Raw genomic sequence first — 19836 nt, 5'->3', positions numbered from 1 at the left:
CCGCACCGTCGAGGCGTTCGACCACGCCGAACCGTTCTACTACTACCTGCTGTACCTGCCGCTGCTGACGCTGCCGTGGCTGCTGGTGCCCGCATCGGCGGCACTGTGGGCCGCCCGCTCGTGGCCGCGGTGGATCCGGCGGCATGCACCCGGTGTCTTCCGGCGCCATTCCCGCCTGTTCTGGCTGGCGCTGGCCTGGGTCCTCCTGCCCTTGCTGCTGCTCTCGAGCGCGTCGGGCAAGCAGCCTCACTACCTTCTGCCGGTGCTTCCGGCGCTGGCACTGCTGCTTTCGCTATGGCTGGCGCGGCATGCAGAAAAGGACCTGAAGCTCGGGGCGCGTTGGGTAGCCGGGATGTGGGGGCTGCTGGCTGTGGTCATCGTGCTGCTGGCACGGGGTTCGGGCAGCGAGCTGGCCTCGCTGGTCCCCGTAACGACCGTTGTGCTGGTCGGAGTGACCCTGCTGTTTGTCGGCTCGACCCTCTGGCGTCGGCGTCCGGTCGAGATCCAGGTGCCCCACGTGACCGTTGCGACGATCCTCGCGTTGCTGCTGCTTCATCTGGCATTCCAGCCCCTGCGCCCGGCATTCGATCTCCAATCCTTTGCCCGGGAACTGGGCGAACTGCAGGCCGAGGGGCGCACGCTGGGGTTCATCGGCAAGTACCGGGCGGAATACGATTTCCACGGGCGGCTGACGGATGACATCCGGGTGCTCGGAAGCGAGGGGAAGGTGGCGGCATTCTGCGAGGCATACCGGGACGGCGTCGTGGTAATGCGGATCAGGGGGAATGCACTGCCGGCAGAGGCGATCGCCTCGACCCGGTTCAGGAGCAAATACGATGTGGCGCTGCCTTGTCCGCAAGCGGCTGAGCAAGTGGTCTAGTGCGGCTTGTGCGAAAGAGTTGGCGCGCGGCGCTCGTCATGTGACATCTCGAGTGAGTAGCTGATGCGCCGGCGAGCTGACGCCGTTCCGGCAGAGGGCTATCCAGGCCGGAGATGCACTCGCATTCGTGCCGAGGTTTCCAAGCCTCTATAATGACGGTTTTGCCGCCGGGCCGGCCCCTCCCTGCCGGCCCGTGACCCAGTGCCAACGCAATCCTGTTCCACGAGGTTTCGATGACCGTCCGCACACGCTTCGCCCCGTCCCCGACCGGTTTCCTGCACATCGGTGGCGCCCGCACGGCCCTGTTCAGCTACCTGTTCGCCCGCAAGCACGGCGGGCAGTTCGTGCTGCGCGTCGAGGACACGGACCGCGAGCGTTCGACGCCGGAATCGATCAACGCGATCCTCGAGGGCATGACCTGGCTGGGGCTGGAATACGACGAGGGCCCGTTCTACCAGACCGAAAGGATGCCCCGGTACAAGGAAGTCATCGACCGGCTGCTGGCGGAAGGCAAGGCCTACTACTGCTATGCCAGCCGTGAGGAGCTCGACGCACTGCGCGAGCAGCAGATGGCCCGCGGCGAGAAGCCGCGCTATGACCGTCGGTACCGTGACTTCACCGGCACGCCGCCGGAGGGCGTCAAGCCCGTGGTGCGCTTCAAGAACCCGTTCGACGGCCTGGTGGTGGTCGAGGACGCGATCCGCGGCCGGGTAACCTTCCGGAATGACGAACTCGACGATCTGATCATCGCCCGGGGCGACGGCACGCCGACCTACAACCTCACCGTGGTCGTCGACGACATGGACATGGGAATCACCCACGTCGTGCGAGGTGACGATCACCTCAACAACACCCCGCGGCAGATCAACCTCTACCGCGCTCTGGGCGCCGAGCCGCCGCAGTTCGCGCACCTGCCGATGATCCACGGTCCGGACGGGGCCAAGCTATCCAAGCGCCACGGCGCGGTCAGCGTGATGCAGTACCGTCACGACGGCTTCCTGCCGGAAGCGCTGCTCAACTACCTCGTGCGGCTGGGCTGGTCTCACGGTGACGAGGAGATCTTCAGCCGTTCCGAGATGATTTCCCTGTTCGACCTGGCCCACGTGAACCACTCGGCCTCGAGCATCAACCCGGACAAGCTGCGCTGGCTGAACCAGCACTACATGCGCCAGCTGCCGCTGGCGGACGTGGCCGCCGAGCTGCGCTGGCACCTCGGCCGGCTCGGCATCGACCCGGACCAGGGCGGACCGTCGCCGAAAGACATCGTGCCGGCCTATGTCGACCGGGTGCATACCCTGGTGGAGATGGCCGAGGAGGCCGGGCCCTTCTACATGGACGCGGTCGAGCCGGATCCCCAGGCGCTCGAGAAGCTGGACGCCTCGGCGGCCATGGTGGTCGACGCGCTGCGCGTGGCGCTGGAGGACGACGCGGCCTGGGAAAGCACCGATACGCTCGAGGCCGCGGTCAAGGGCGTGGCCAAGACGCTCGACCTCAAGCTCGGCAAGGTCGGGCCGGTGCTCCGCCTGGCCCTGCTGGGCCACACGTCTTCGCCCAGCTTCGGGGTGATCCTGCAATTGATGGGCAAGGTGCGCAGCATCCAGCGTCTCAACGCCCTGCGGGACAGGATCGGCACCTGACATGCTTGCCGGGCGCCTGGGACTGCCACTGGCCATCACGGTCGCCTATGTGCTGCTGGCTTCCGTGTGGATCTGGGTTACCCAGTGGCTGTTGGGCCGCCTGGGCGGTGCGCACTGGGAGATCTCCACGACCGGGCTGATCTTCGGCGAGATCTTCGTCCTCGTCACCGGGGTGCTGCTCTACGTCCTGGTCGACCGTCTCACCGCCTCGCGGCCCGGCGCCGTGGACTTCGGACACGGGCATCCGTCCGCGGCCCGCTTCTGGTTGATCGCGATGCTGCTGGCCCTGGTGGCCATCGCCGTCATCCAGATCTTCATCGCGGCCGTAGCGGCCCGCCAGTACGCCCCCATCCTGCTCGAGAAGGCCCAGCGGGAGACCAGCAACCTCGCCGCGATCCGCGCGATCGAGATCGACAACTGGGTCGAGGAGCGCGATCAACGTGTCCGGGCGTTCCGGGAGCGCGCGGATTGGTTGCGTGAATGGATCGAGCGGGTCGACGAGGGTGAAACGGACGGTTTCACGGACGAGCTGCTCACCGCCGGGATGGAGCGCCAGTTCGATGCACTCGTCCTGCTGGATCCTGATCGCGCGGTGCGTCTCCGTTCCGCCGCGCCGCGCCTGAATCTCCCCGGCATGGAGCACTTCGACCGGGCCGCGGTGACCACGGATATCCAGATCATCACCCGGTTCACGCGGGGACGGGGCGGGGTGGATGTGTTCTGGATCCTGCCCCTGTTCGTCGACCGGGCCGAGGTCAGCCGCGGCCCGTGGTCCCTGGTGTTCTGGACGCGTCTCAATGCCGCGAGTCTCATCGATGACACCGAGCAGGGCTTTCGCGTCCGCTCCGAGGCCGGACTGCGAACGCTCCTGATCGATCTGCCCGACTCCGGGGACCGGGGCTCGGCCTTTTGGCCGATGCTGACCCTCGACCCGGTCGAGGAGTCCGCCGTCGTGGGCGAGACGCCATCGGCCATCGTGTCCCGCCTCCGTCAGGGGCTTTCCGGTGCCCTGGCGCCGGAGCCGGCGGCACGGGAGAACATACCGGATGGCACGGACGAGATTTCCGCCGTGGTTTCCGCCGAGGGCTTCGGGGAAGGGGTGACCCGTATCGAGGGAACCGATCGGGTCTACGCCACGGTGCGGCTGGGTCGGTTGAACGCGCAGATCCTCGTGCTTCAGGATCGTCGCGACGTGCTGGCTCCCGTCGAGCAACTGGAAAAGTGGCTCGGTCTGACCGCGATCCTGTCGACGGTAGGGATGTTGGCCGCCCTCGTCTTCCTTTGGCGTTACCTGCGGGCCCGCTACCGCCAGGGCAACCTGGACGTACTGCGCGAGCGCGACTTCTGGCACCAGGCATGGCTGGACATGCCGGCACTTGGCCTGATCGAGCTCGACCCCCGGCGCCTGTATGTCATCACGGCCAATCGTCAGGCCGCCGACTGGTTGGGCGCTTCACGCGATCACCTCGTCGGTCAGCCCCTGTTCCAGCTTTTCGAGCCCACTGACCCCGCGTCGCCGGTCGCCGGGCACCCGGAAGCGGCGCTGCCCGGGTACTTCGCCCGGGGGGCCGTCGACCATATCGCGCTCGAAGGGCGCACGATCGCGGCACCGGAGCACGGTCCGATGCTGCTCGACCTGCGGGTGTTGCGGGACGAGGCCGGTGATCCCGAACGTATGATCGGCATGTTGCGCCCATACCGTTCGGGAGACGGTCGGGCCCTTTGCGCGGCACTTGACCACCTTGCGGCCCGCTGCGCGGTGTTGCCCGCCGAAGCGCGCCGGAGCTGGCACGACCGACTCGCCGACGAGCCCGAGAGCCCGTTCCTCGCCGTGATCCCGCTGGTGGTCGACACCGAGTGCGTGCATGTTCATGACGATCTGGTCGCCCGTCTGGCGGAGCTTCTGCCGGAAGCGCTTCGCCTGCACCAGGCGCTGCTGCGCCCGCTGGCGGACGAAGTCGGGCGGGTCCTGGTCAGCCGGGAGGGTCGTTGGGTGCAGAGCCACGGCGATTCGGGACTGGCGTCCAGTCAAGAGGCGGCCACGGCGGCGCTGCAACCGGGCGTGATCAACGCGGTGGGACACAGCGTGCTGGTGCTCCCGGATGGTGCCGCGGACGGCGAGGGCCAGGTGGGCGTGCGGTTGTACATCACCCGGGACCGCTGCGAGATCACGCCAGACGTGCTGGCGGCCATTGAGCGCCTGCACCACATCTGCACCATCTTCGATCGAGGGGTGTGACCGCTCACGCGCGGTTCGGGGGCACGAGCCCGATACCGCGCCGTGAAGGCATGCCCCCTTTTCCAGTCCGGCCCCAAGTTGCCCGCCGAGTGGACGCAATGTCTTGACTGGGTAGGGCGGCTATGTCCGGCATTGCGCCGGCTCGTCGGCGTTCAGACGGGGCACGGCCCGGCAGTCGCCGTGGTGTTCGCGTTTGAGGCCCCGGCGATTCGGGCCTCGTCCCGCCTCTTATTCCTCGCGCTTGTTCTTGTGGGTCGGGTTGTCGCCGCTGAGCTGGCGATGAAGACCCGCCCGCGCCATCAGCAGGGCGCTGATCGGGGCGGTAAGGAACAGGAACACGAGAATGAGAATCTCGTGGACGGACAGCCCGCCACGGGTGGAGAAATAGACGGCCGAGGCGAGCAGGATGCTGCCCACCCCGAGGGTCGAGGCCTTGGTCGGCCCGTGCAGGCGCATGAAGAAGCTCGGGAGCTTGGCAAGCCCGAGCGAGCCGAGCAGCACGAAGGCGGCCCCAAACAGGATCAGGAAGCTGATGATCAGGTCGGCAAGCATGTAAGGGTCTCCGGCTATTCGACGATATCGCCGCGAATGAGGTACTTGCTCAGCGCCACGGTGGTGATGAAACCGAGCACGGCGATCAGGAGCGCAGCCTCGAAGTTGATCGTCGTCTCGAACCAGATGCCGAGGGCGACCAGAAGGGCGATGGCGTTGATCGACAGGGTGTCCAGCGCCAGAACCCGGTCGACCTCGTCGGGTCCCTTGAGCAGGCGCCAGGCACAGAGTCCCATCGCGAGGGCGATGACGATCAGGGCGATGGTCAGGCTGATGTAGATGATCATGCGTCGTTCCCCGTGGACGGAGCCGTGGCGGATTCCGGCGACAGGCTCTGGCCGAAGACGCGCATCAGGCGACGCTCGTAGCGCTGCTTGATCTCGCCGATTTCGGCCTCCAGGTCGTCGGCATGCAGGGCATGCACCCAGATGCGCGTCTGGTCCGGGCTGATGCGGCAGGAGACCGTGCCCGGCGTCAGCGTGATGGTCGCTGCCAGCACGCTGATCGGCAGCCGGCCGCGCAGGTCGAGCGGCAACTCGAAGATTTGCGAGTGCAGCACGCGATTGGGACCGAGCACCTGTCGGGCGACCACGAAGTTCGCCCGGATGATGTCGACCAGCACCACGCCCGCGTATCCGACCAGGGCGAGCGGGTTACTCACCCGGGCCTCGATCTCCCAGAAGCGGTGGGTCAGCAAGGGAACCACCAACCCGACGATGGCCCCCATGATGATGGAGCCCGGCGCGATGCTGTTGTTGATGAGCAGCCAGGCGACCAGCAGCACCAGCGTCAGTAATGGTTGCGGCAGGATGCGTTTCATCTAGTGGTGACCTCCGTCGTAATCCTTGCCGAACTTGCCCGGCGCGGTCTCCGGGGCGAGCACGCCGTCAGGCATCACCGCATCCAGGTAGTCGCCCGATTGCGACAACTGTGCAGCCGTGCCTTCCAGCCAGGTCGACAGGGGCTGGGCGCCGATCACCATCAGGGCCGCCACGATCATGGGGGCGATGGTCGTTCCCATGCCCGGAAGCGGGCTGGATACGACTGGGGGCTGGTCGGCCGGGTGTCCCGGCGTGGCCTCGCCCTGGTAGAAGATCCGGCTGCCGGTCCGTGCCAGCGCAATGACCATCACCAGGCCGCTGACCAGTACGACCGCGAAAACCGGCGCCAGCAGCGGGCTATCCAGCGCCGCCGAGAGGATCATGACCTTGCCGAAGAAGCCGGTCAGCGGCGGCAGGCCGGCCATGGCGATCGCGTAGGCAAAGAACAGCGATCCCACCAGGATGGCCTGTGGCATGGGAGGTGCCGGCGCGATGCCGTCACCCTGTTCCGGACGGTGGCGCATGAGCAGGCCGGCCAGCAGGAAGAAGCCGGCGCTCAGCACGGTGGTATGGATCCAGTAGAACAGCGCCCCGCCCAGCGCCAGCTCGCGCTCCGGTCCGACGGCCAGGCCCAGGGCGATGAGGATGGTGCCGACCGAGGCGATGATCAGGTAGGCCACCTGGCGGCGCAGGAACGTCGCGGCGACCACGCCCAGCGCAGCGGCGATAAGCGTGATCAGGCCCAGCCAGAGCAGCCACGGCGCGATCAGCGCGGTGGTGTCGATGATCCCGCCGATGGTGTTGCCCGAGAGCATCACGCTGTCGACCCGCAGCACCGAGTACAGCCCCACCTTGGTCATGATGGCGAACAGGGCGGCGACCGGGATGGATGCGTAGCCGTAGGCGCCGGGAAGCCAGAGGTACAGGGGGAAGGCCGCGCCCTTGATCAGGAAGACCGTGAACAGCAGGAAGATCGCCGTGGTCACGATCGGCACGGCGTCTGGCTCGATGTGCGGCAGCTTGAGCGTGATGTCGGCGAGGTTCAGGCTGCCCACGGTGCCGTAGAGCGCGCCGACGGCGAACAGGAACAGCGTCGACCCGATCAGGTTGACCACCACGTAGTGCAGCCCGGCCCGGGTGCGCCTGCGACCGCTCCCGTGGAGCATCAGGCCGTAGGAGGCCAGCAGCAGCACCTCGAAGAACACGAACAGGTTGAAGAGGTCGCCGGTCAGGAAGGCGCCGTTAAGGCCGAACAGCTGTGCCTGGAACAGGGCGTGGAAATGCGGACCGGCCGTGTCCTCGTCGCGACGGATGGCGTAGACGAGCGACAGCAGGGCGACGATAGACGTCAGCAACAGCATCAGGCCGGACAGGCGGTCGAAAACCCAGACGATGCCGAAGGGCGCGGCCCAGCTACCCAGCTCGATCACCTGCGGGGTGTTCCCGGTGCCGGCGATCAGCAGGCCCGCGCTGACGGCCAGCAGTACCAGGACACCGGCCAGGTTCAGGGTGCGGGTCAGGCCGGGATGCTTCCGACCGGTCATCGCGAGGACGGCCGTCAGGGCGACCGGGAGCAGTACCAGCAGGGAAATCAGGTTTGCACTCATGCCCGGGGCTCCTTCGGCTTGCCCGAAGACTCGTCCGCATGCGGGATATGGATGCCGTCGACGTGATCATTGCCCATGGCGGCGCGGGCCTTGAGGGCAAGGACGATCACGAAGGCGGTCATGGCGAAGGCGATCACGATCGCGGTCAGCACCAGGGCTTGGGGCAGGGCGTCGGCGGACTGCTCCGTGGCGCCGACCACCGCCGGGGCGGCCGTGTGCAGCCGGCCCATGGTGAACAGGAACAGGTTCACGCCGTAGGACATCAGCGTCAGCCCGAGCACTACCGGGAAGGTCTGGGCCCGCAGGACCAGGTAAACACCGGCGCCCGTGAGCACGCCGATCAGCAGGGAAATGGCCAGGTTGGTCATGCGTCTCTCCCCCCGCGGGTGGAATCGGTTGCGGGGTTCGCCTCGATGGATTCGTAGTCGGGGTGCTCTACCGCGTGCTTCGTCAGGCGGCCGAGATTGAGCAGGATCAACACGGTCGACCCGAGCACAACCAGGAACACGCCAAGATCAAAGGCAATCGCCGACGCGATCTCGATGTCGCCGATTACCGGCAGGTCGAGATGCGTGTAAGCCGAGGTGAGGAAGGGCACTCCGAAGAGCATCGACACCAGGCCGGTGCCCAGTGCGACCAGCAGCCCGACACCGATGATGCCGTGGTTGGGCAGGTGCAGCTTGGCCTCGGCGTTCTCGATGCCGTTGGCCATGTACTGCGCCACGATGGCACTGGCCACGATCAGGCCGGCGATGAAGCCGCCGCCCGGTTCGTTGTGCCCGCGCAGGAAGACGAAGAAGCCGAACAGCAGCGTCAACGGAAGGATGAGCTGGGTGAACGTCCGCAACAGCAGCGGATGCGGGTCGTCGCTCCAGATCCGGCCGAACGGATCCCGCCTCGAGGAGGGCAGCGACAGGTTGTGCAGCATCGCGTAGATGCCCAGCGCGGCCAGGGCCAGCACCGTGATCTCGCCGAAGGTGTCGTAGCCCCGGAAGTCGACCAGGATCACGTTGACCACGTTGTGGCCGCCGCCACCCGGCACGGCATGATCGAGGAAGTAGCCCGAAATCGACTCGAACGGTCGGCTGATGATCGCCCAGGTCAACGCGGTGATGCCGCCCCCGACCAGCACGGCGATGCCCCCGTCGCGCCAGCGGCGTTGCGGCGTGGACAGCGCGCGGCTCTGCTGGGGCAGGTAGAACAGCGCCAGCAGGAGCAGGATCATTGTCACCACCTCGACAGAGAGCTGGGTCATGGCCAGGTCCGGGGCGGAGAAGCGGGCAAACAGCATGGCCACGCCCAGGCCGACCACGCTCATGCTTATCAGCGCGAACAGGCGCTGGCGATGCCCGATCACGGTGACCAGTGTCATCAGGATGATCAGGGCGATGCCCAGCCAGGTGACCCAGTCGCCCGGGTCACCGTCCATCGTCCGGTCGAGCGCCGCCCGGACCTCGGGCAGCCCCGCGGTGTGGAAGTAGCCCACCAGCCCCGCGATCAGTGCGAAGACCACCGTCATGATCACGATGCGCCCGAGCCGGCCGTTGTCCACTAGCCCGGTCAGGCCGGCCCCGCTGCGCATCAGCAGCTCCATGAGGCGGTTGTAGACGACGCGTGCGTCGAGGTGCGCCATCGAACGCGCATGCCAGCGGAAGATGGGGCGGCGAACCAGGTAGAGCGCCACGCCTCCGATCAGCGCGACGGCACTCATCAGCAGCGGCAGGTTGAGCCCATGCCACAGCGACAGGCTGTAGTAGGGCGGTTCGGCCTGCAGGACCCCCGTCACCGCCACGTGAAGCAGCGGGCCGACCACCAGCGCCGGGAGAATGCCCACGGCGAGACACAGCACCACCAGCAGGTCGACGGGGCGCTTCATCATGCCGGGTGGCTCGTGCGGTGTCTTCGGCAGGTCGCCGTCGGGCTTGCCGAAGAAGGTGTCGTGCACGAAGCGCAGGGAATAGGCCACCGACAGCAGCCCGCCCAGCGACACCAGGATCGGCAGCAGCCACACCGGGCCGAGATCGCCCGCTGCACGTACCGACTCGGTGAAGAACATTTCCTTGGAGAGGAAGCCGTTGAACAACGGCACCCCGGCCATCGCCATCGCCGCGATCATGCCCAGAGCGGCGGTGTGCGGCATGTACTTGATCAGCCCGCCCAGGCGGCGCATGTCGCGGGTGCCGGTCTCGTGGTCGACGATGCCGGCGACCATGAACAGGCTCGCCTTGAAGGTGGCGTGGTTGATGATGTGGAAGATGCCCGCGACGGCGGCCAGCGGCGTGCCGAAGCCGAACAGCAGCGTGATCAGGCCGAGGTGACTGATGGTCGAGTAGGCCAGCAGCCCCTTCAGGTCATGCCGGAACAGGGCAGTGTAGGCGCCGAGCAGGAAGGTGATCAGGCCTGCGGTCGAGACGATGATGACCCACAGCTCGGTGCCGGCCAGTGCCGGAAAGAAGCGGGCCAGCAGGAAGATGCCGGCCTTCACCATCGTCGCCGAGTGCAGGTAGGCCGACACCGGCGTCGGGGCCGCCATGGCGTTGGGCAGCCAGAAGTGGAACGGGAACTGGGCGGACTTGGTGAACACGCCCAGCAGGATCAGGATCAGTGCCGGTGCGTAGAGCTCGTGGTTCTTGATCAGCTCGCCCGAGGCCAGCACGTCGGTCAGTTCATAGGATCCGACGATGTGGCCGAGGATCAGCACCCCGCCGAGCAGCGCCAATCCGCCCGCACCGGTGATGGCCAGCGCCAGGCGCGCGCCGTAGCGGGCCTCCTTGCGGTGCTGCCAGTAGCTGATCAGCAGGAAGGAGGCGAGTGACGTCAGCTCCCAGAAGATGACCAGGTTGATCATGTTCTCGGACAGCACCACGCCCAGCATGGCGCCCATGAACATCAGCAGGTAGGCGAAGAACCTCCCCATGCAGTCCTTGGGCGAGAGGTAGTAGCGGGCGTAGATGACGATCAGCAGGCCGATGACCAGGATCAGCCCGGCGAACAGCAGTGACAGCCCGTCGAGGCGGAAGCCGAACGACAGCCCCACCGACTCGATCCAGGCGTGCGAGGTGGCCACCGGCATCGCGCTGCCCTGGACAAAGCAGATCCAGACGAAGATCGCGAGCGAGAGCGCGGTGGCGGCACCTGCGACCCACGCGGCGGCATGGCGATTGAAGCGGGAGCTCCACGCGGCTACCGGGGCGGCCAGGAATGGCAGCAATACGACAACGGCCAATAGCTCGATGGCTTTCACGGATACCGTCCTTCAAGCGGATATGGATCGTTCCGGGGCGTGCATGGCACGGGTCCGGAAAACGGCGCAACTGGCCGGAAATCCTAGCATAGGACCGCGAGATACGGCGCGTCCGACCCGCCACCGGCGGGCGTTTTGGCGCGATCGGGTGCTTGCGATACATGTTAACCGTGCGTGCCTGCGCGAGCGCCGCCTCGGGCGGCAGGAATTGCCGTTCGCGAGCGCCCTTCCGGTGGTGCGGCCGCATCCCGCTGGCGGGTACCCGACATCCTCGGCGGGTGCCCTCGAGCGTGGTTGACTACGTAGCTGCGGCAAGATGGTAGACTGACTACTTTTAACCGTAACCCGTGGCCGCCCCGGGCGCGCCGACGGCGCTTCATTCCCGGCCTGCGCCCTGCCACGGCTAGCAATGGCAGACTGTTTTGTCAGAAAACGTGACACCTTCACATACCCGTATACCCGCTGAGAGCCACGGCATCTCGCTGGCCGACCTGAGCGAAAATGCCCGCTTCGTCCTGGAAAAGCTGCACGAGGGCGGCTACGAGGCCTACGCCGTGGGTGGCTGCGTGCGTGACCTGCTGCGCGGTCGCAGCCCCAAGGATTTCGACGTCGTCACCGATGCCCGACCGGAAGAGGTCAAGCGGCTTTTCAAGCGCGCGCGGATCATCGGTCGGCGTTTCAAGATCGTTCACGTGGTGTTCCGCAACGAGGTGATCGAGGTCACCACTTTCCGCGGCGGCGATGCCAGCGAGGTTCAGCGTGCCGACGGCGGCATGATCACACGCGACAACGTCTTCGGCACCATCGACCAGGATGTCTGGCGCCGCGACTTCGCCTGCAACGCGCTCTACCTCGACTACGCCTCCGGCGAACTGGTCGACTACGTGGAGGGGTTCTCGGACATCCACGGTGGCCGGTTGCGCGTGATCGGCGAGCCGGAGTCCCGCTACCGCGAGGACCCGGTACGCATGCTGCGCGCCGCGCGCTTCGCGGCCAAGCTCGGTTTCCACCTGACCGAGGACAGCGAACGGGCGATCGCGCACTGCCGCGAGACCCTCGACGCCATCTCCCCGGCCCGGCTGTTCGACGAGACCGTCAAGCTGATGCAGGGCGGCGCGGGTCGCCAGACCTTCCTCGAACTGCGTCGGCTGGGCCTTCTCGAACACCTCTTCGACGGCCTGGCGACCTGGATCGACCCCCTCGACCCGGCCAGCGACTGGCCGCTGGTCGAGCAGGTGCTCAAGGCGACGGACGATCGCGTCACCAGGGACCTGCCGGTCAATCCCGCCTTCCTCTTCGCCGGCCTGTTCTGGCGCATGCTCGGCCGTCATCGCCTCCGCTGGCTGCAGCAGCGCGTTCCCGCCGAGGACGCCATGGTGCTCGCCGCCGACGAGGTGCTGGCCATCGCGGCACGCAAGCTGATGATTCCGCGTCGACTGGCCGAAATCATCCGCGCCATCTGGATGCTCCAGGCGGATCTCGAACGGCTGGCCCCGTCGGGCGATGCCAAGGGCGGGAAGTCGTCGGAGAGCGAGCTGAGCGAAGACCAGCAGGCACTGATGCACGCGCCGTGGTTCCGTGCGGCGGTGGACTTTCTCTGCCTGCGCTCGACCACCTCGGAGGTGGATGCGTCCGTCTGCGAGTCCTGGCGTCGTTATGCGCCCGAGCGCAGCGAACGGCACGAGCCGATGGTCGAGGCCCTCAAGCCGTCCGACTTCGGCAAGAAGCGTCCCCGTCGCCGGCCACGCCGCCGCAAGCCGGCCGGCGCCCGACGGCCCGCCAACGACTAGCGGCGTCCGGGAAGAGGCGCGCGAGCCATGATTCGGGAAACCGCGACCATCGGCCTGGGTAGCAACCTGGGCAACCCCATCGACCAGATCGAGCGGGCGATCGAGGCCATCGACAGTCTGCCGCTGTGCCGAGTCGTGGCCGTCTCGGGGCTGTACGCCAATCCGCCGATCGGTCCGCAGGACCAGCCGGACTACGTCAACGCCGTGGCCGAGATCGAGACCTCTCTGGGTCCGGAGGCGCTCCTGCGGGCGCTCAAGGGGCTGGAACAGGCCGCCGGCCGCTCGTTCACCCGTCACTGGGGCGAGCGGATGCTCGACCTGGACATCCTGGCGTTCGGGAACCGGGAGTTGCATACCGCCACGCTGACGATTCCGCACCCGGAAATACCCAACCGGCATTTCGTTTTGGCCCCGTGGCTCGAGATTCGCCCCGAGGCGACCCTGCCGGACGGTCGTCGGCTGGTCGATTTGCTCGACGCCGTGGCGGATCACCCGCTGCGCTACATCCGTCCGGTGAACTGGGGTCGCGCTGGCGAGTCGGCCGGAGGAAAACAGGGGCAGGCCGGAGCAACCGCCCGTCCCGATGACGAAGCGCCCAGACCCTCACGGAGGCCATCATGAATCTAGCCCAGATCCGGGCCGCCAAGGCCGAGCGCGAACCGATCGCCGTTCTCACTGCCTACGAGGCCGGTCTCGCCCGGGCGGCCGACGCCGCCGGGGTGGACGCGTTCCTGGTGGGTGACTCGCTGGGCATGGTGGTTCAGGGCCGCCGCGACACGCTGGCCGTGACCGTCGAGGAAGTCGCCTATCACACCGCGATGGTTCGCCGTGGCGCGCCCGAGACGCTGGTGATCGCCGACATGCCCTTTCTCGCCGACGCCACGCCGGATCAGGCACTGGTGAGTGCCGCCACCCTCATGCAGGAAGGCGGGGCGGACATGGTCAAGCTCGAGGGCGGGGCGGAGAAGGCCGCCGTCATCGAGGCGCTGACGACCGCCGGGGTGCCCGTCTGCGGTCATGTCGGCCTGCTGCCCCAGCGGGTGCGAAAGCTGGGTGGTTACCGCGTGCAGGGACGCGGCGAGGAAGATGCCCGGCGGATCCTCGACGACGCCCGGGCGCTGGAGCGCGCCGGCGTGGATCTGCTGGTGGTCGAATGCGTGCCCCGTGAGCTGGGTGCGGCGATCGCCCGGGCCGTGGAGGTGCCGGTGATCGGCATCGGCGCCGGGGTGGATACCGACGGCCAGGTGCTGGTCATGCACGACATGCTGGGGCTCGGCGAGCGCCCGCCGCGCTTCGTACGCGACTTCATGAAGGAGGCCGGCTCGATCCCGGCAGCGTTCGCTGCCTACGTCGAGGCGGTCAAGGCACGACGATTCCCCACCGAGGACGAGAGTTTCTGATGGAGATACTGCGCGACATACAGGCGCTACGCGCCTGGCGCGAGGCCAGGGAAGGCGAGGGAAAGAGAGTGGGCTTCGTGCCCACGATGGGCAACCTGCATGCCGGCCACATGGCGCTGATCGACAATGCCCGTCGGCGGGCGGACGCGGTGATCGCCAGCGTGTTCGTCAACCCGCTGCAGTTCGAGGACCCCGAGGACCTGGCCCGCTACCCCCGTACCGAGGACGACGACATCGCCGCGCTGGAGAAGGCGGGGGTGGATGCGGTCTTCCTGCCCACCGAGACCGTGCTGTACCCGCACGGCCAGGACGACATTGCCCGTGTCGATCCCGGCTCTCTCGGCACCCGGCTCGAAGGGGCGGTGCGGCCCGGCCACTTCACCGGCGTGGCCACGGTGGTGACCAAGCTGTTCAACCTGGTGCGCCCGCAGGTGGCCGTGTTCGGCGAGAAGGATGCCCAGCAGGTGGCCGTGATCCGTCGACTGGTCGGCGATCTCGATATCGACGTGCAACTGGCGATCGAGCCCACGCACCGCGAACCGGACGGCCTGGCCATCAGCTCTCGCAACCGATTCCTCACGGCCGAGCAACGTCGGCAGGCGCCGGCGGTGCATCGGGCCCTCAAGCGGGCCGCCGAGTCGCTGGCCGGCGGGCACACCGTCGCGGCGACCCTGGCCGGGGCCCGTCACTGGCTCGCCCAGCAGGGCTTCGAGGTCGACTACCTGGTCTACTGCGACGAGGTGCGCTTCGAAGAGCAGACCCGGCTGGTCCCCGACGGGCGCCTGTTGGTGGCCGCCCGCCTGGGACGGGTCCGGCTGATCGACAATCTGGCCGTGCACACGCCCCAGGCCGAGGAATCCGCGGACTGAATCGCCGGCGGCGAACAGTGCCGATTTACGGGATTCCTTCGCTTTCGGCACAATAAGTCGCTAGATTCAGAACCACTTATACCCAATACCTAAAAAGAAGCGCCATATCTCATGAACCCGAATTACCTGGATTTCGAACAGCCGATCGCCGAACTCGAGGCCAAGATCCGCGAGCTGCAACTGATGGACGACGACAAGGGGCTCGACATCGACGACGAGATCAGCCGCCTGCGCCACAAGTCGACGGACCTGACACGCTCGATCTTCTCCCACCTCGGCGCCTGGCAGGTCAACCAGCTGGCTCGCCACCCGCAGCGACCGTACCTGGCCGACTACATCGAGCACGTCTTCACCGACTTCCAGGAGCTGCACGGCGATCGCGCCTTCGGCGACGACCCGGCCATCATCGGGGGCATGGCCCGCCTCGACGGTCAGCCGGTCATGATCATCGGTCACCAGAAGGGACGTGACACCAAGGAAAAGATCCGCCGCAACTTCGGCATGCCGCGGCCGGAGGGGTATCGCAAGGCCAAGCGCCTGATGGAAATGGCGGAGAAGTTCGGCCTGCCGATTCTCACCTTCATCGACACGCCGGGGGCCTACCCGGGCATCGACGCGGAGGCCCGCGGCCAGAGCGAGGCGATCGCGCGGAACCTGTACGTCATGGCCGATCTGGAGACCCCGATCGTGGTCACCATCGTCGGCGAGGGCGGTTCCGGCGGTGCACTGGCGATCGGCATCGGTGACCACGTCATGATGCTGCAGTACAGCACCTACTCGGTCATCTCCCCGGAGGGGTGCGCCTCCATCCTCTACAAGAGCGCCGAGAAGGCGCCCGAGGCCGCCGAGGCCCTGGGCATCACGGCGGACCGGCTCAAGGAGCTCGGACTGGTGGACGAGGTCGTCCCCGAGCCCTGCGGCGGGGCGCACCGCGATATCGAGGCCATGGCGAAAAGCCTGAAGGCCAGCCTGAAGAAGGCCGTCAACGCCCAGATGGACCGCCCGACCGAGGCGCTGCTCTCGCGTCGCTACGAGCGCCTGATGTCCTACGGCCAGTTCGTCGAGAAGTAGCTCATGGCGTCCGGTGCGTCGGCATGCGCGTCCGGGCCGTCACCTGACAGCCATGTCCTGTTGGCCAGTTCCGGTGGTCGCGATTCTCTCGGCGCGCTGGTCTGCCTGAAACGCTGGCTCGCCGAGGGGCATTTCGCCCGGCTGTCCGTGATCCACGTCGACCACGGGCTGCACGCGGCTTCCGCCGACTGGGCCTACCGGGCCCGCGGGCAGGCCGAGGCCCTCGGCGTACCCGTGCAGGTCCGCCGCGTCGAGGTCGCCCGCGGGCGGAAAGGCAAGGGTCGCGGTTCGCTGGAAGCCGCCGCCCGGCGGGCCCGTTATGCCGCCCTGGATGCCGCGCTCCAGGCGGCGGCAGAACAGTCGCCGGCCCACCCCCCGGTGCTGGTCACCGCCCATCACGCCGAAGACCAGGCCGAGACCGTGCTGCTGGCTCTCATGCGGGGCTCGGGCGGTCGCGGTCTTGCCGGCATGTCGCCGTGGCGTCCACGGGGGTCATTTGCCCACTGGCGGCCGTTCCTCGACTGGCCGCGGGAGCGGCTGGAGGCACTGGCCGCCGAGAGCGGCCTTTCCTGGATTGACGACCCCAGCAACGACGATCCCGGCTTCGCCCGCAATTTCCTGCGCCACCGCATCCTCCCCGAGCTGCAACGGTTCTGGCCCGATGCCGTGAGCCGCATCGACGCCAGTGCCGCCCGGTTGGCCGAGGAACAGCTGCTGCTGCGCGAGATGGCCGAGGAAGATGCGGGCCAGCCGCTCGACCGGCCCACGCTCGATTGGCCGCCTCTCGCCGACCGGTCACCCCGTCGTCAGCTCAACGTCGTCCGCCAGTGGCTAGCCGCGCAGGGCGCCTTGCCGCCACCGGCTTCCCGGCTGGCCGAGTGGTTGGAGCAGGTGAGACACGCCGCCGACGATCGCCAGCCCCGCCTTGACTGGCCCGGTGGGCAGTTGCGCCGCTGGGGGCAGCGTCTCTACCGGCTGGAATCCGTGCCGGCGAGCGTCTCCGACCAACCCTGGCCGGCGAGCGAAAAATGCCTCGACCTGGGTGGCGGCCGACGCTTGTGCCGCGAGCCGGCCGATGCCGATCAACCCGCAATCCTGGGGGACATGGCGTCCGAGGGGTTGGTGTGGCGCGTTCGGCCCGTGAGCAATCGCGACCGGATCCGCGAGACGTCGGAGCGACCGTCGCGTCGCCTGAAGAACCGTTTCCAGGAAGCGGGCATTCCGCCCTGGGAGCGGGCAGCGGCGGCAGGGATCGAGATCGACGGTCGACTGGCGGCCGTGCACGTGGCCGGCCAGTGGTGGGTGGACGTGGCCTTCCGCCCGCGGGAAGCCTGCTCGGGATGGTGGCTCGACGTCCGATGACGGGGACAGCCTGATGGAGTGACGGGCCAACCCGGAAGGGGAGGTGAGGCCGACCGGGGCTCTCCCACGGGCCGGATCCGCGATCTTCAGTTCTTCCCGGTCAGAAGGTCCGCCGCCGGGTGTGGCCTTCAGCGTGACTGTACCTCGATGCGACGGCGACGATGGCCATCGCTCTTCTCCAGCGTCACGTCCAGCACCCCGTTGCGATAGCGGGCTCGGGCGGAGTCGGCCTTGACCGGTGCCGGCAGGGGAATCAGGCGGGCGAAGCGACCGTAGGCGCATTCGGCGACGTGGTAGTCGCCATCGCGGTGTTCCCGCTCGATGCGTTTCTCGCCGGCGATGCGCAACTGGTCGTCGATCACCTCCACCTCGATGTCGTCCCGGTCGAGTCCCGGCGCCTCCAGTCGCACCTCGATGCGCTCGCCCTGATCGAACACCTCGACGGGCAGCAATCCCCAGCCGACGTTGCGCCGGGCCAGGTCACGGTTTCCTTCGCCAGACTCGTGACGCCCCGGCGTGAAGCGCGTGATGGCCTGACCGGCAGCGTCGGTGAGCCGCGACCAGCCCTCGCTGATCGATGTCCACGTCCGCTGGAAGCCCTCTCTGAGCTGGTCAAGTCTCGCCATGTCGATACCTCCTCTACCGGTTCCCGATACAGGAAACATGGGAGGGGAGTCATCGGTATTCAAGGACTTGTGCCGCCACCCGGGCGATGCCTCGAGGCGGGGCGCTTCGCCCCCGACGGGATGAAGCGTTCGACGGGCGGTTCGTCGGTCAGCCGTTCTGGTACAGCCAGGTCATCAGGGCATCCTGCACCCGGGTGCCGCCACCGTGCTGCACGCCCTGCTCGTTGTGGAGCATTACCACCACGTAGCGCCGACCGGATTTCGAGAGCAGGTAGCCGGCTCCAGCGCGCACGTCGCGCAGCGTGCCGGTCTTGATGTGGGCGTGACCGCGCATGTCGGACAGGCGTTTGCGCATGGTGCCGTCGATGCCGGACATCGGCAGGCTGGCCATCACTTCGGCCATGTAGGGGCTTTTCCAGGCCGACTCCAGCATGTCACCGATCTGGCGCGGCGTGAGCCGCGCGACGCGCGAGAGGCCCGAGCCGTTCTCGACCACCGCGCCGTCCCAGTCCAGCCCGCGATCGGCCGCCCAGCGATCGATCACCCGCTGGGCCTTGAGTTCGGTGGCCGGTGTGCCCTCGATCTCCGCGGCCATCGTCAGCAGGATCTGCCGCGCCATGACGTTGTTGGACCACTTGTTCATCAGCCACAGGTAATTGGTCAGCGAGCGGGACTCGTGGCTGACCAGTTTCTTCGCCCCGGTCTGGAGCAGTCCGTGACGCCAGTTGCCGGTGACGGTCCCGCCGGCGGATTCGAACAGTGACTTGAAGGCATGGAACAGTGCATCGTGCGGATCGCCGGCCACGCGGTAGTACAGGTGCGGCGAGCACTGGCGCGAAACGGTGCCGCGTACCTGGATTTCGGCGGTGGCCTCCACCGGGTTGCGGATATCGATCACCGGCTGGTTGGTGTTGTTGCGGCAGGGCTGATCGACCAGGTCGAGGCTGTTGCTCAGCGCGAGTTGCGGGTTGGGTGGCCAGGTGGTGACCGCCGAATCGGGCTCGCCTTGCGGGGAGATGGCGATCCGCACGGCCCGGTTGTCCAGCAGCAGGGCGTTGGGCAGGGCGTTGTAGACGCGGTCCGGGCGGTTGTCGAACTCGCCCGGGTCGGCGCTGATCGGCGCGAAGTAGGAGTCGTCGAGGATCACGTCGCCGCGGACCTCGCGCACGCCCAGTTCGCGCAGCCGGCGGACGACGTCCCAGAGATCCTCGCTGCGGAACCACGGGTCGCCGTACCCCTTGATGTAGAGGTTGCCATCGATCACGCCGTTGACCGGCATCCGGTCGGCGTGGATTTCCGTCTTCCACTTGAACGACGGTCCGAGGATGTCCAGGGCGGACACCGCGGTCACCAGCTTCATCACCGAGGCGGGGTTGAACAGCCGGTCGGCCTGGTGGGCGATCAGCGGCGTGTCGGAGTCCACCGGCTTGACCCACACCCCCAGGCTCCCGGCGTCGAGCTTCTGCCGCTCGAGCTCCGACTTGACGCTGGAGGGCAGTGGCGTGTCGGCCCGTGCCGCGTGACTGGTCATCACGAGGGCCGGCAGGACCAGGAACAGGACGAGGCGGAGGATAGTGGGATATGTAGTCATGGGTAGTCGGTATGCGTAGAGGGTAACGGTAGTAGGGTAGTAGGGTATTAGGGGCGCGGCCCGCCGGCTTGCCGCCGGCGCCATCCGCCCCGGTCATCATGCCACAGCCGAAAACGGCCGGTACACGGTTTTCATCCCGGTGCGAGA

Annotated in this window: 16 protein-coding genes and 1 pseudogene; 9 read left to right on the top strand and 8 right to left on the bottom strand. The window is 67.5% G+C overall.

Annotation, left to right across the window (positions count from 1 at the left end; all coding sequences use genetic code 11):
- The 3 genes and pseudogenes from ACESL5_RS07590 to ACESL5_RS07580 form a co-directional block, all read left to right on the top strand.
- Positions 1–880, top strand: a pseudogene (locus tag ACESL5_RS07590) (hypothetical protein); the annotation flags it as partial.
- A 233-nt stretch (positions 881–1113) separates the two neighbouring features.
- Positions 1114–2517, top strand: coding sequence for a glutamate--tRNA ligase (gltX, locus tag ACESL5_RS07585; protein WP_372592178.1), 1404 nt, complete (start codon positions 1114–1116; stop codon positions 2515–2517).
- 1 nt (position 2518) lies between these two features.
- Complete coding sequence (locus tag ACESL5_RS07580) at positions 2519–4756, top strand: PAS domain-containing protein (RefSeq protein WP_372592177.1); 2238 nt, start codon at positions 2519–2521, stop codon at positions 4754–4756.
- Positions 4757–4984: 228 nt separating this feature from the next.
- On the opposite strand, the gene ACESL5_RS07575 is transcribed toward ACESL5_RS07580, so the two are convergent.
- The 6 genes from ACESL5_RS07575 to ACESL5_RS07550 are packed head-to-tail and all read right to left on the bottom strand — an operon-like array spanning position 4985 to position 10980.
- On the bottom strand, positions 4985–5308 hold the full coding sequence (locus tag ACESL5_RS07575) for a Na+/H+ antiporter subunit G (protein ID WP_372592176.1): 324 nt from the start codon (positions 5306–5308) through the stop codon (positions 4985–4987).
- Positions 5309–5322: 14 nt separating this feature from the next.
- The gene (locus ACESL5_RS07570; RefSeq protein WP_372592175.1) at positions 5323–5595 is read right to left on the bottom strand and encodes a K+/H+ antiporter subunit F; all 273 of its coding nucleotides are present in this window, start codon (positions 5593–5595) and stop codon (positions 5323–5325) included.
- The gene (locus tag ACESL5_RS07565) at positions 5592–6128 is read right to left on the bottom strand and encodes a Na+/H+ antiporter subunit E (RefSeq protein WP_372592174.1); all 537 of its coding nucleotides are present in this window, start codon (positions 6126–6128) and stop codon (positions 5592–5594) included. Before ACESL5_RS07565 ends, ACESL5_RS07570 begins: the two co-directional genes overlap by 4 nt.
- The gene (locus ACESL5_RS07560; protein WP_372592173.1) at positions 6129–7736 is read right to left on the bottom strand and encodes a monovalent cation/H+ antiporter subunit D; all 1608 of its coding nucleotides are present in this window, start codon (positions 7734–7736) and stop codon (positions 6129–6131) included.
- Entirely contained in the window at positions 7733–8104 is a 372-nt protein-coding gene (locus ACESL5_RS07555) for a Na+/H+ antiporter subunit C (protein WP_372592172.1), read from the bottom strand. Before ACESL5_RS07555 ends, ACESL5_RS07560 begins: the two co-directional genes overlap by 4 nt.
- Positions 8101–10980 carry a monovalent cation/H+ antiporter subunit A gene (locus ACESL5_RS07550; RefSeq protein ID WP_372592171.1) on the bottom strand — a complete coding sequence of 960 codons (2880 nt, stop codon included), beginning with the start codon at positions 10978–10980 and terminating at the stop codon, positions 8101–8103. The genes ACESL5_RS07555 and ACESL5_RS07550 overlap by 4 nt, the downstream gene beginning before the upstream one ends.
- 434 nt (positions 10981–11414) lie before the next feature.
- Between ACESL5_RS07550 and pcnB the strand changes: the two genes are divergently transcribed.
- The 6 genes from pcnB (at position 11415) to tilS (ending at position 17472) form a co-directional block, all read left to right on the top strand.
- Entirely contained in the window at positions 11415–12770 is a 1356-nt protein-coding gene (pcnB, locus tag ACESL5_RS07545) for a polynucleotide adenylyltransferase PcnB (protein WP_372592170.1), read from the top strand.
- 27 nt (positions 12771–12797) lie between these two features.
- Positions 12798–13391: a 2-amino-4-hydroxy-6-hydroxymethyldihydropteridine diphosphokinase gene (gene folK, locus ACESL5_RS07540; RefSeq protein WP_372592169.1), complete on the top strand. Its 594-nt coding sequence runs from the start codon at positions 12798–12800 to the stop codon at positions 13389–13391.
- The gene (gene panB, locus ACESL5_RS07535) at positions 13388–14170 is read left to right on the top strand and encodes a 3-methyl-2-oxobutanoate hydroxymethyltransferase (protein WP_372592168.1); all 783 of its coding nucleotides are present in this window, start codon (positions 13388–13390) and stop codon (positions 14168–14170) included. The genes folK and panB overlap by 4 nt, the downstream gene beginning before the upstream one ends.
- Positions 14170–15039, top strand: a complete 870-nt coding sequence (gene panC, locus ACESL5_RS07530; RefSeq protein WP_372592167.1) for a pantoate--beta-alanine ligase — start codon at positions 14170–14172, stop codon at positions 15037–15039. The genes panB and panC overlap by 1 nt, the downstream gene beginning before the upstream one ends.
- Before the next feature lie 111 nt (positions 15040–15150).
- Entirely contained in the window at positions 15151–16110 is a 960-nt protein-coding gene (locus ACESL5_RS07525; RefSeq protein WP_372592166.1) for an acetyl-CoA carboxylase carboxyltransferase subunit alpha, read from the top strand.
- Between the two features lie 3 nt (positions 16111–16113).
- Positions 16114–17472, top strand: a complete 1359-nt coding sequence (gene tilS / locus ACESL5_RS07520) for a tRNA lysidine(34) synthetase TilS (RefSeq protein WP_372592165.1) — start codon at positions 16114–16116, stop codon at positions 17470–17472.
- Positions 17473–17600: 128 nt separating this feature from the next.
- On the opposite strand, the gene ACESL5_RS07515 is transcribed toward tilS, so the two are convergent.
- Together ACESL5_RS07515 and dacB are read right to left on the bottom strand one after the other, a co-directional pair.
- On the bottom strand, positions 17601–18098 hold the full coding sequence (locus ACESL5_RS07515) for an Hsp20/alpha crystallin family protein (protein ID WP_372592164.1): 498 nt from the start codon (positions 18096–18098) through the stop codon (positions 17601–17603).
- A gap of 148 nt (positions 18099–18246) precedes the next feature.
- Positions 18247–19689 (bottom strand): D-alanyl-D-alanine carboxypeptidase/D-alanyl-D-alanine-endopeptidase, encoded by a 1443-nt coding sequence (gene dacB, locus ACESL5_RS07510; protein ID WP_372592163.1) that lies wholly within the window; start codon positions 19687–19689, stop codon positions 18247–18249.
- Positions 19690–19836 lie beyond the last annotated feature (147 nt).

This window comes from Guyparkeria sp. (genome assembly GCF_041687595.1).
Taxonomy (GTDB): domain Bacteria; phylum Pseudomonadota; class Gammaproteobacteria; order Halothiobacillales; family Halothiobacillaceae; genus Guyparkeria.
This window is presented reverse-complemented; position numbering and strand designations above follow the sequence as displayed.

Coding starts and splice junctions, on each gene's coding strand:
- ACESL5_RS07565 (WP_372592174.1), bottom strand. CDS start 6,128: ATGAAACGCATCCTGCCGCAACCATTACTGACGCTGGTGCTGCTGGTC.
- ACESL5_RS07570 (WP_372592175.1), bottom strand. CDS start 5,595: ATGATCATCTACATCAGCCTGACCATCGCCCTGATCGTCATCGCCCTC.
- ACESL5_RS07515 (WP_372592164.1), bottom strand. CDS start 18,098: ATGGCGAGACTTGACCAGCTCAGAGAGGGCTTCCAGCGGACGTGGACA.
- ACESL5_RS07555 (WP_372592172.1), bottom strand. CDS start 8,104: ATGACCAACCTGGCCATTTCCCTGCTGATCGGCGTGCTCACGGGCGCC.
- gltX (WP_372592178.1), top strand. CDS start 1,114: ATGACCGTCCGCACACGCTTCGCCCCGTCCCCGACCGGTTTCCTGCAC.
- dacB (WP_372592163.1), bottom strand. CDS start 19,689: ATGACTACATATCCCACTATCCTCCGCCTCGTCCTGTTCCTGGTCCTG.
- tilS (WP_372592165.1), top strand. CDS start 16,114: ATGGCGTCCGGTGCGTCGGCATGCGCGTCCGGGCCGTCACCTGACAGC.
- panB (WP_372592168.1), top strand. CDS start 13,388: ATGAATCTAGCCCAGATCCGGGCCGCCAAGGCCGAGCGCGAACCGATC.
- ACESL5_RS07580 (WP_372592177.1), top strand. CDS start 2,519: ATGCTTGCCGGGCGCCTGGGACTGCCACTGGCCATCACGGTCGCCTAT.
- ACESL5_RS07525 (WP_372592166.1), top strand. CDS start 15,151: ATGAACCCGAATTACCTGGATTTCGAACAGCCGATCGCCGAACTCGAG.
- folK (WP_372592169.1), top strand. CDS start 12,798: ATGATTCGGGAAACCGCGACCATCGGCCTGGGTAGCAACCTGGGCAAC.
- ACESL5_RS07575 (WP_372592176.1), bottom strand. CDS start 5,308: ATGCTTGCCGACCTGATCATCAGCTTCCTGATCCTGTTTGGGGCCGCC.
- panC (WP_372592167.1), top strand. CDS start 14,170: ATGGAGATACTGCGCGACATACAGGCGCTACGCGCCTGGCGCGAGGCC.
- ACESL5_RS07560 (WP_372592173.1), bottom strand. CDS start 7,736: ATGAGTGCAAACCTGATTTCCCTGCTGGTACTGCTCCCGGTCGCCCTG.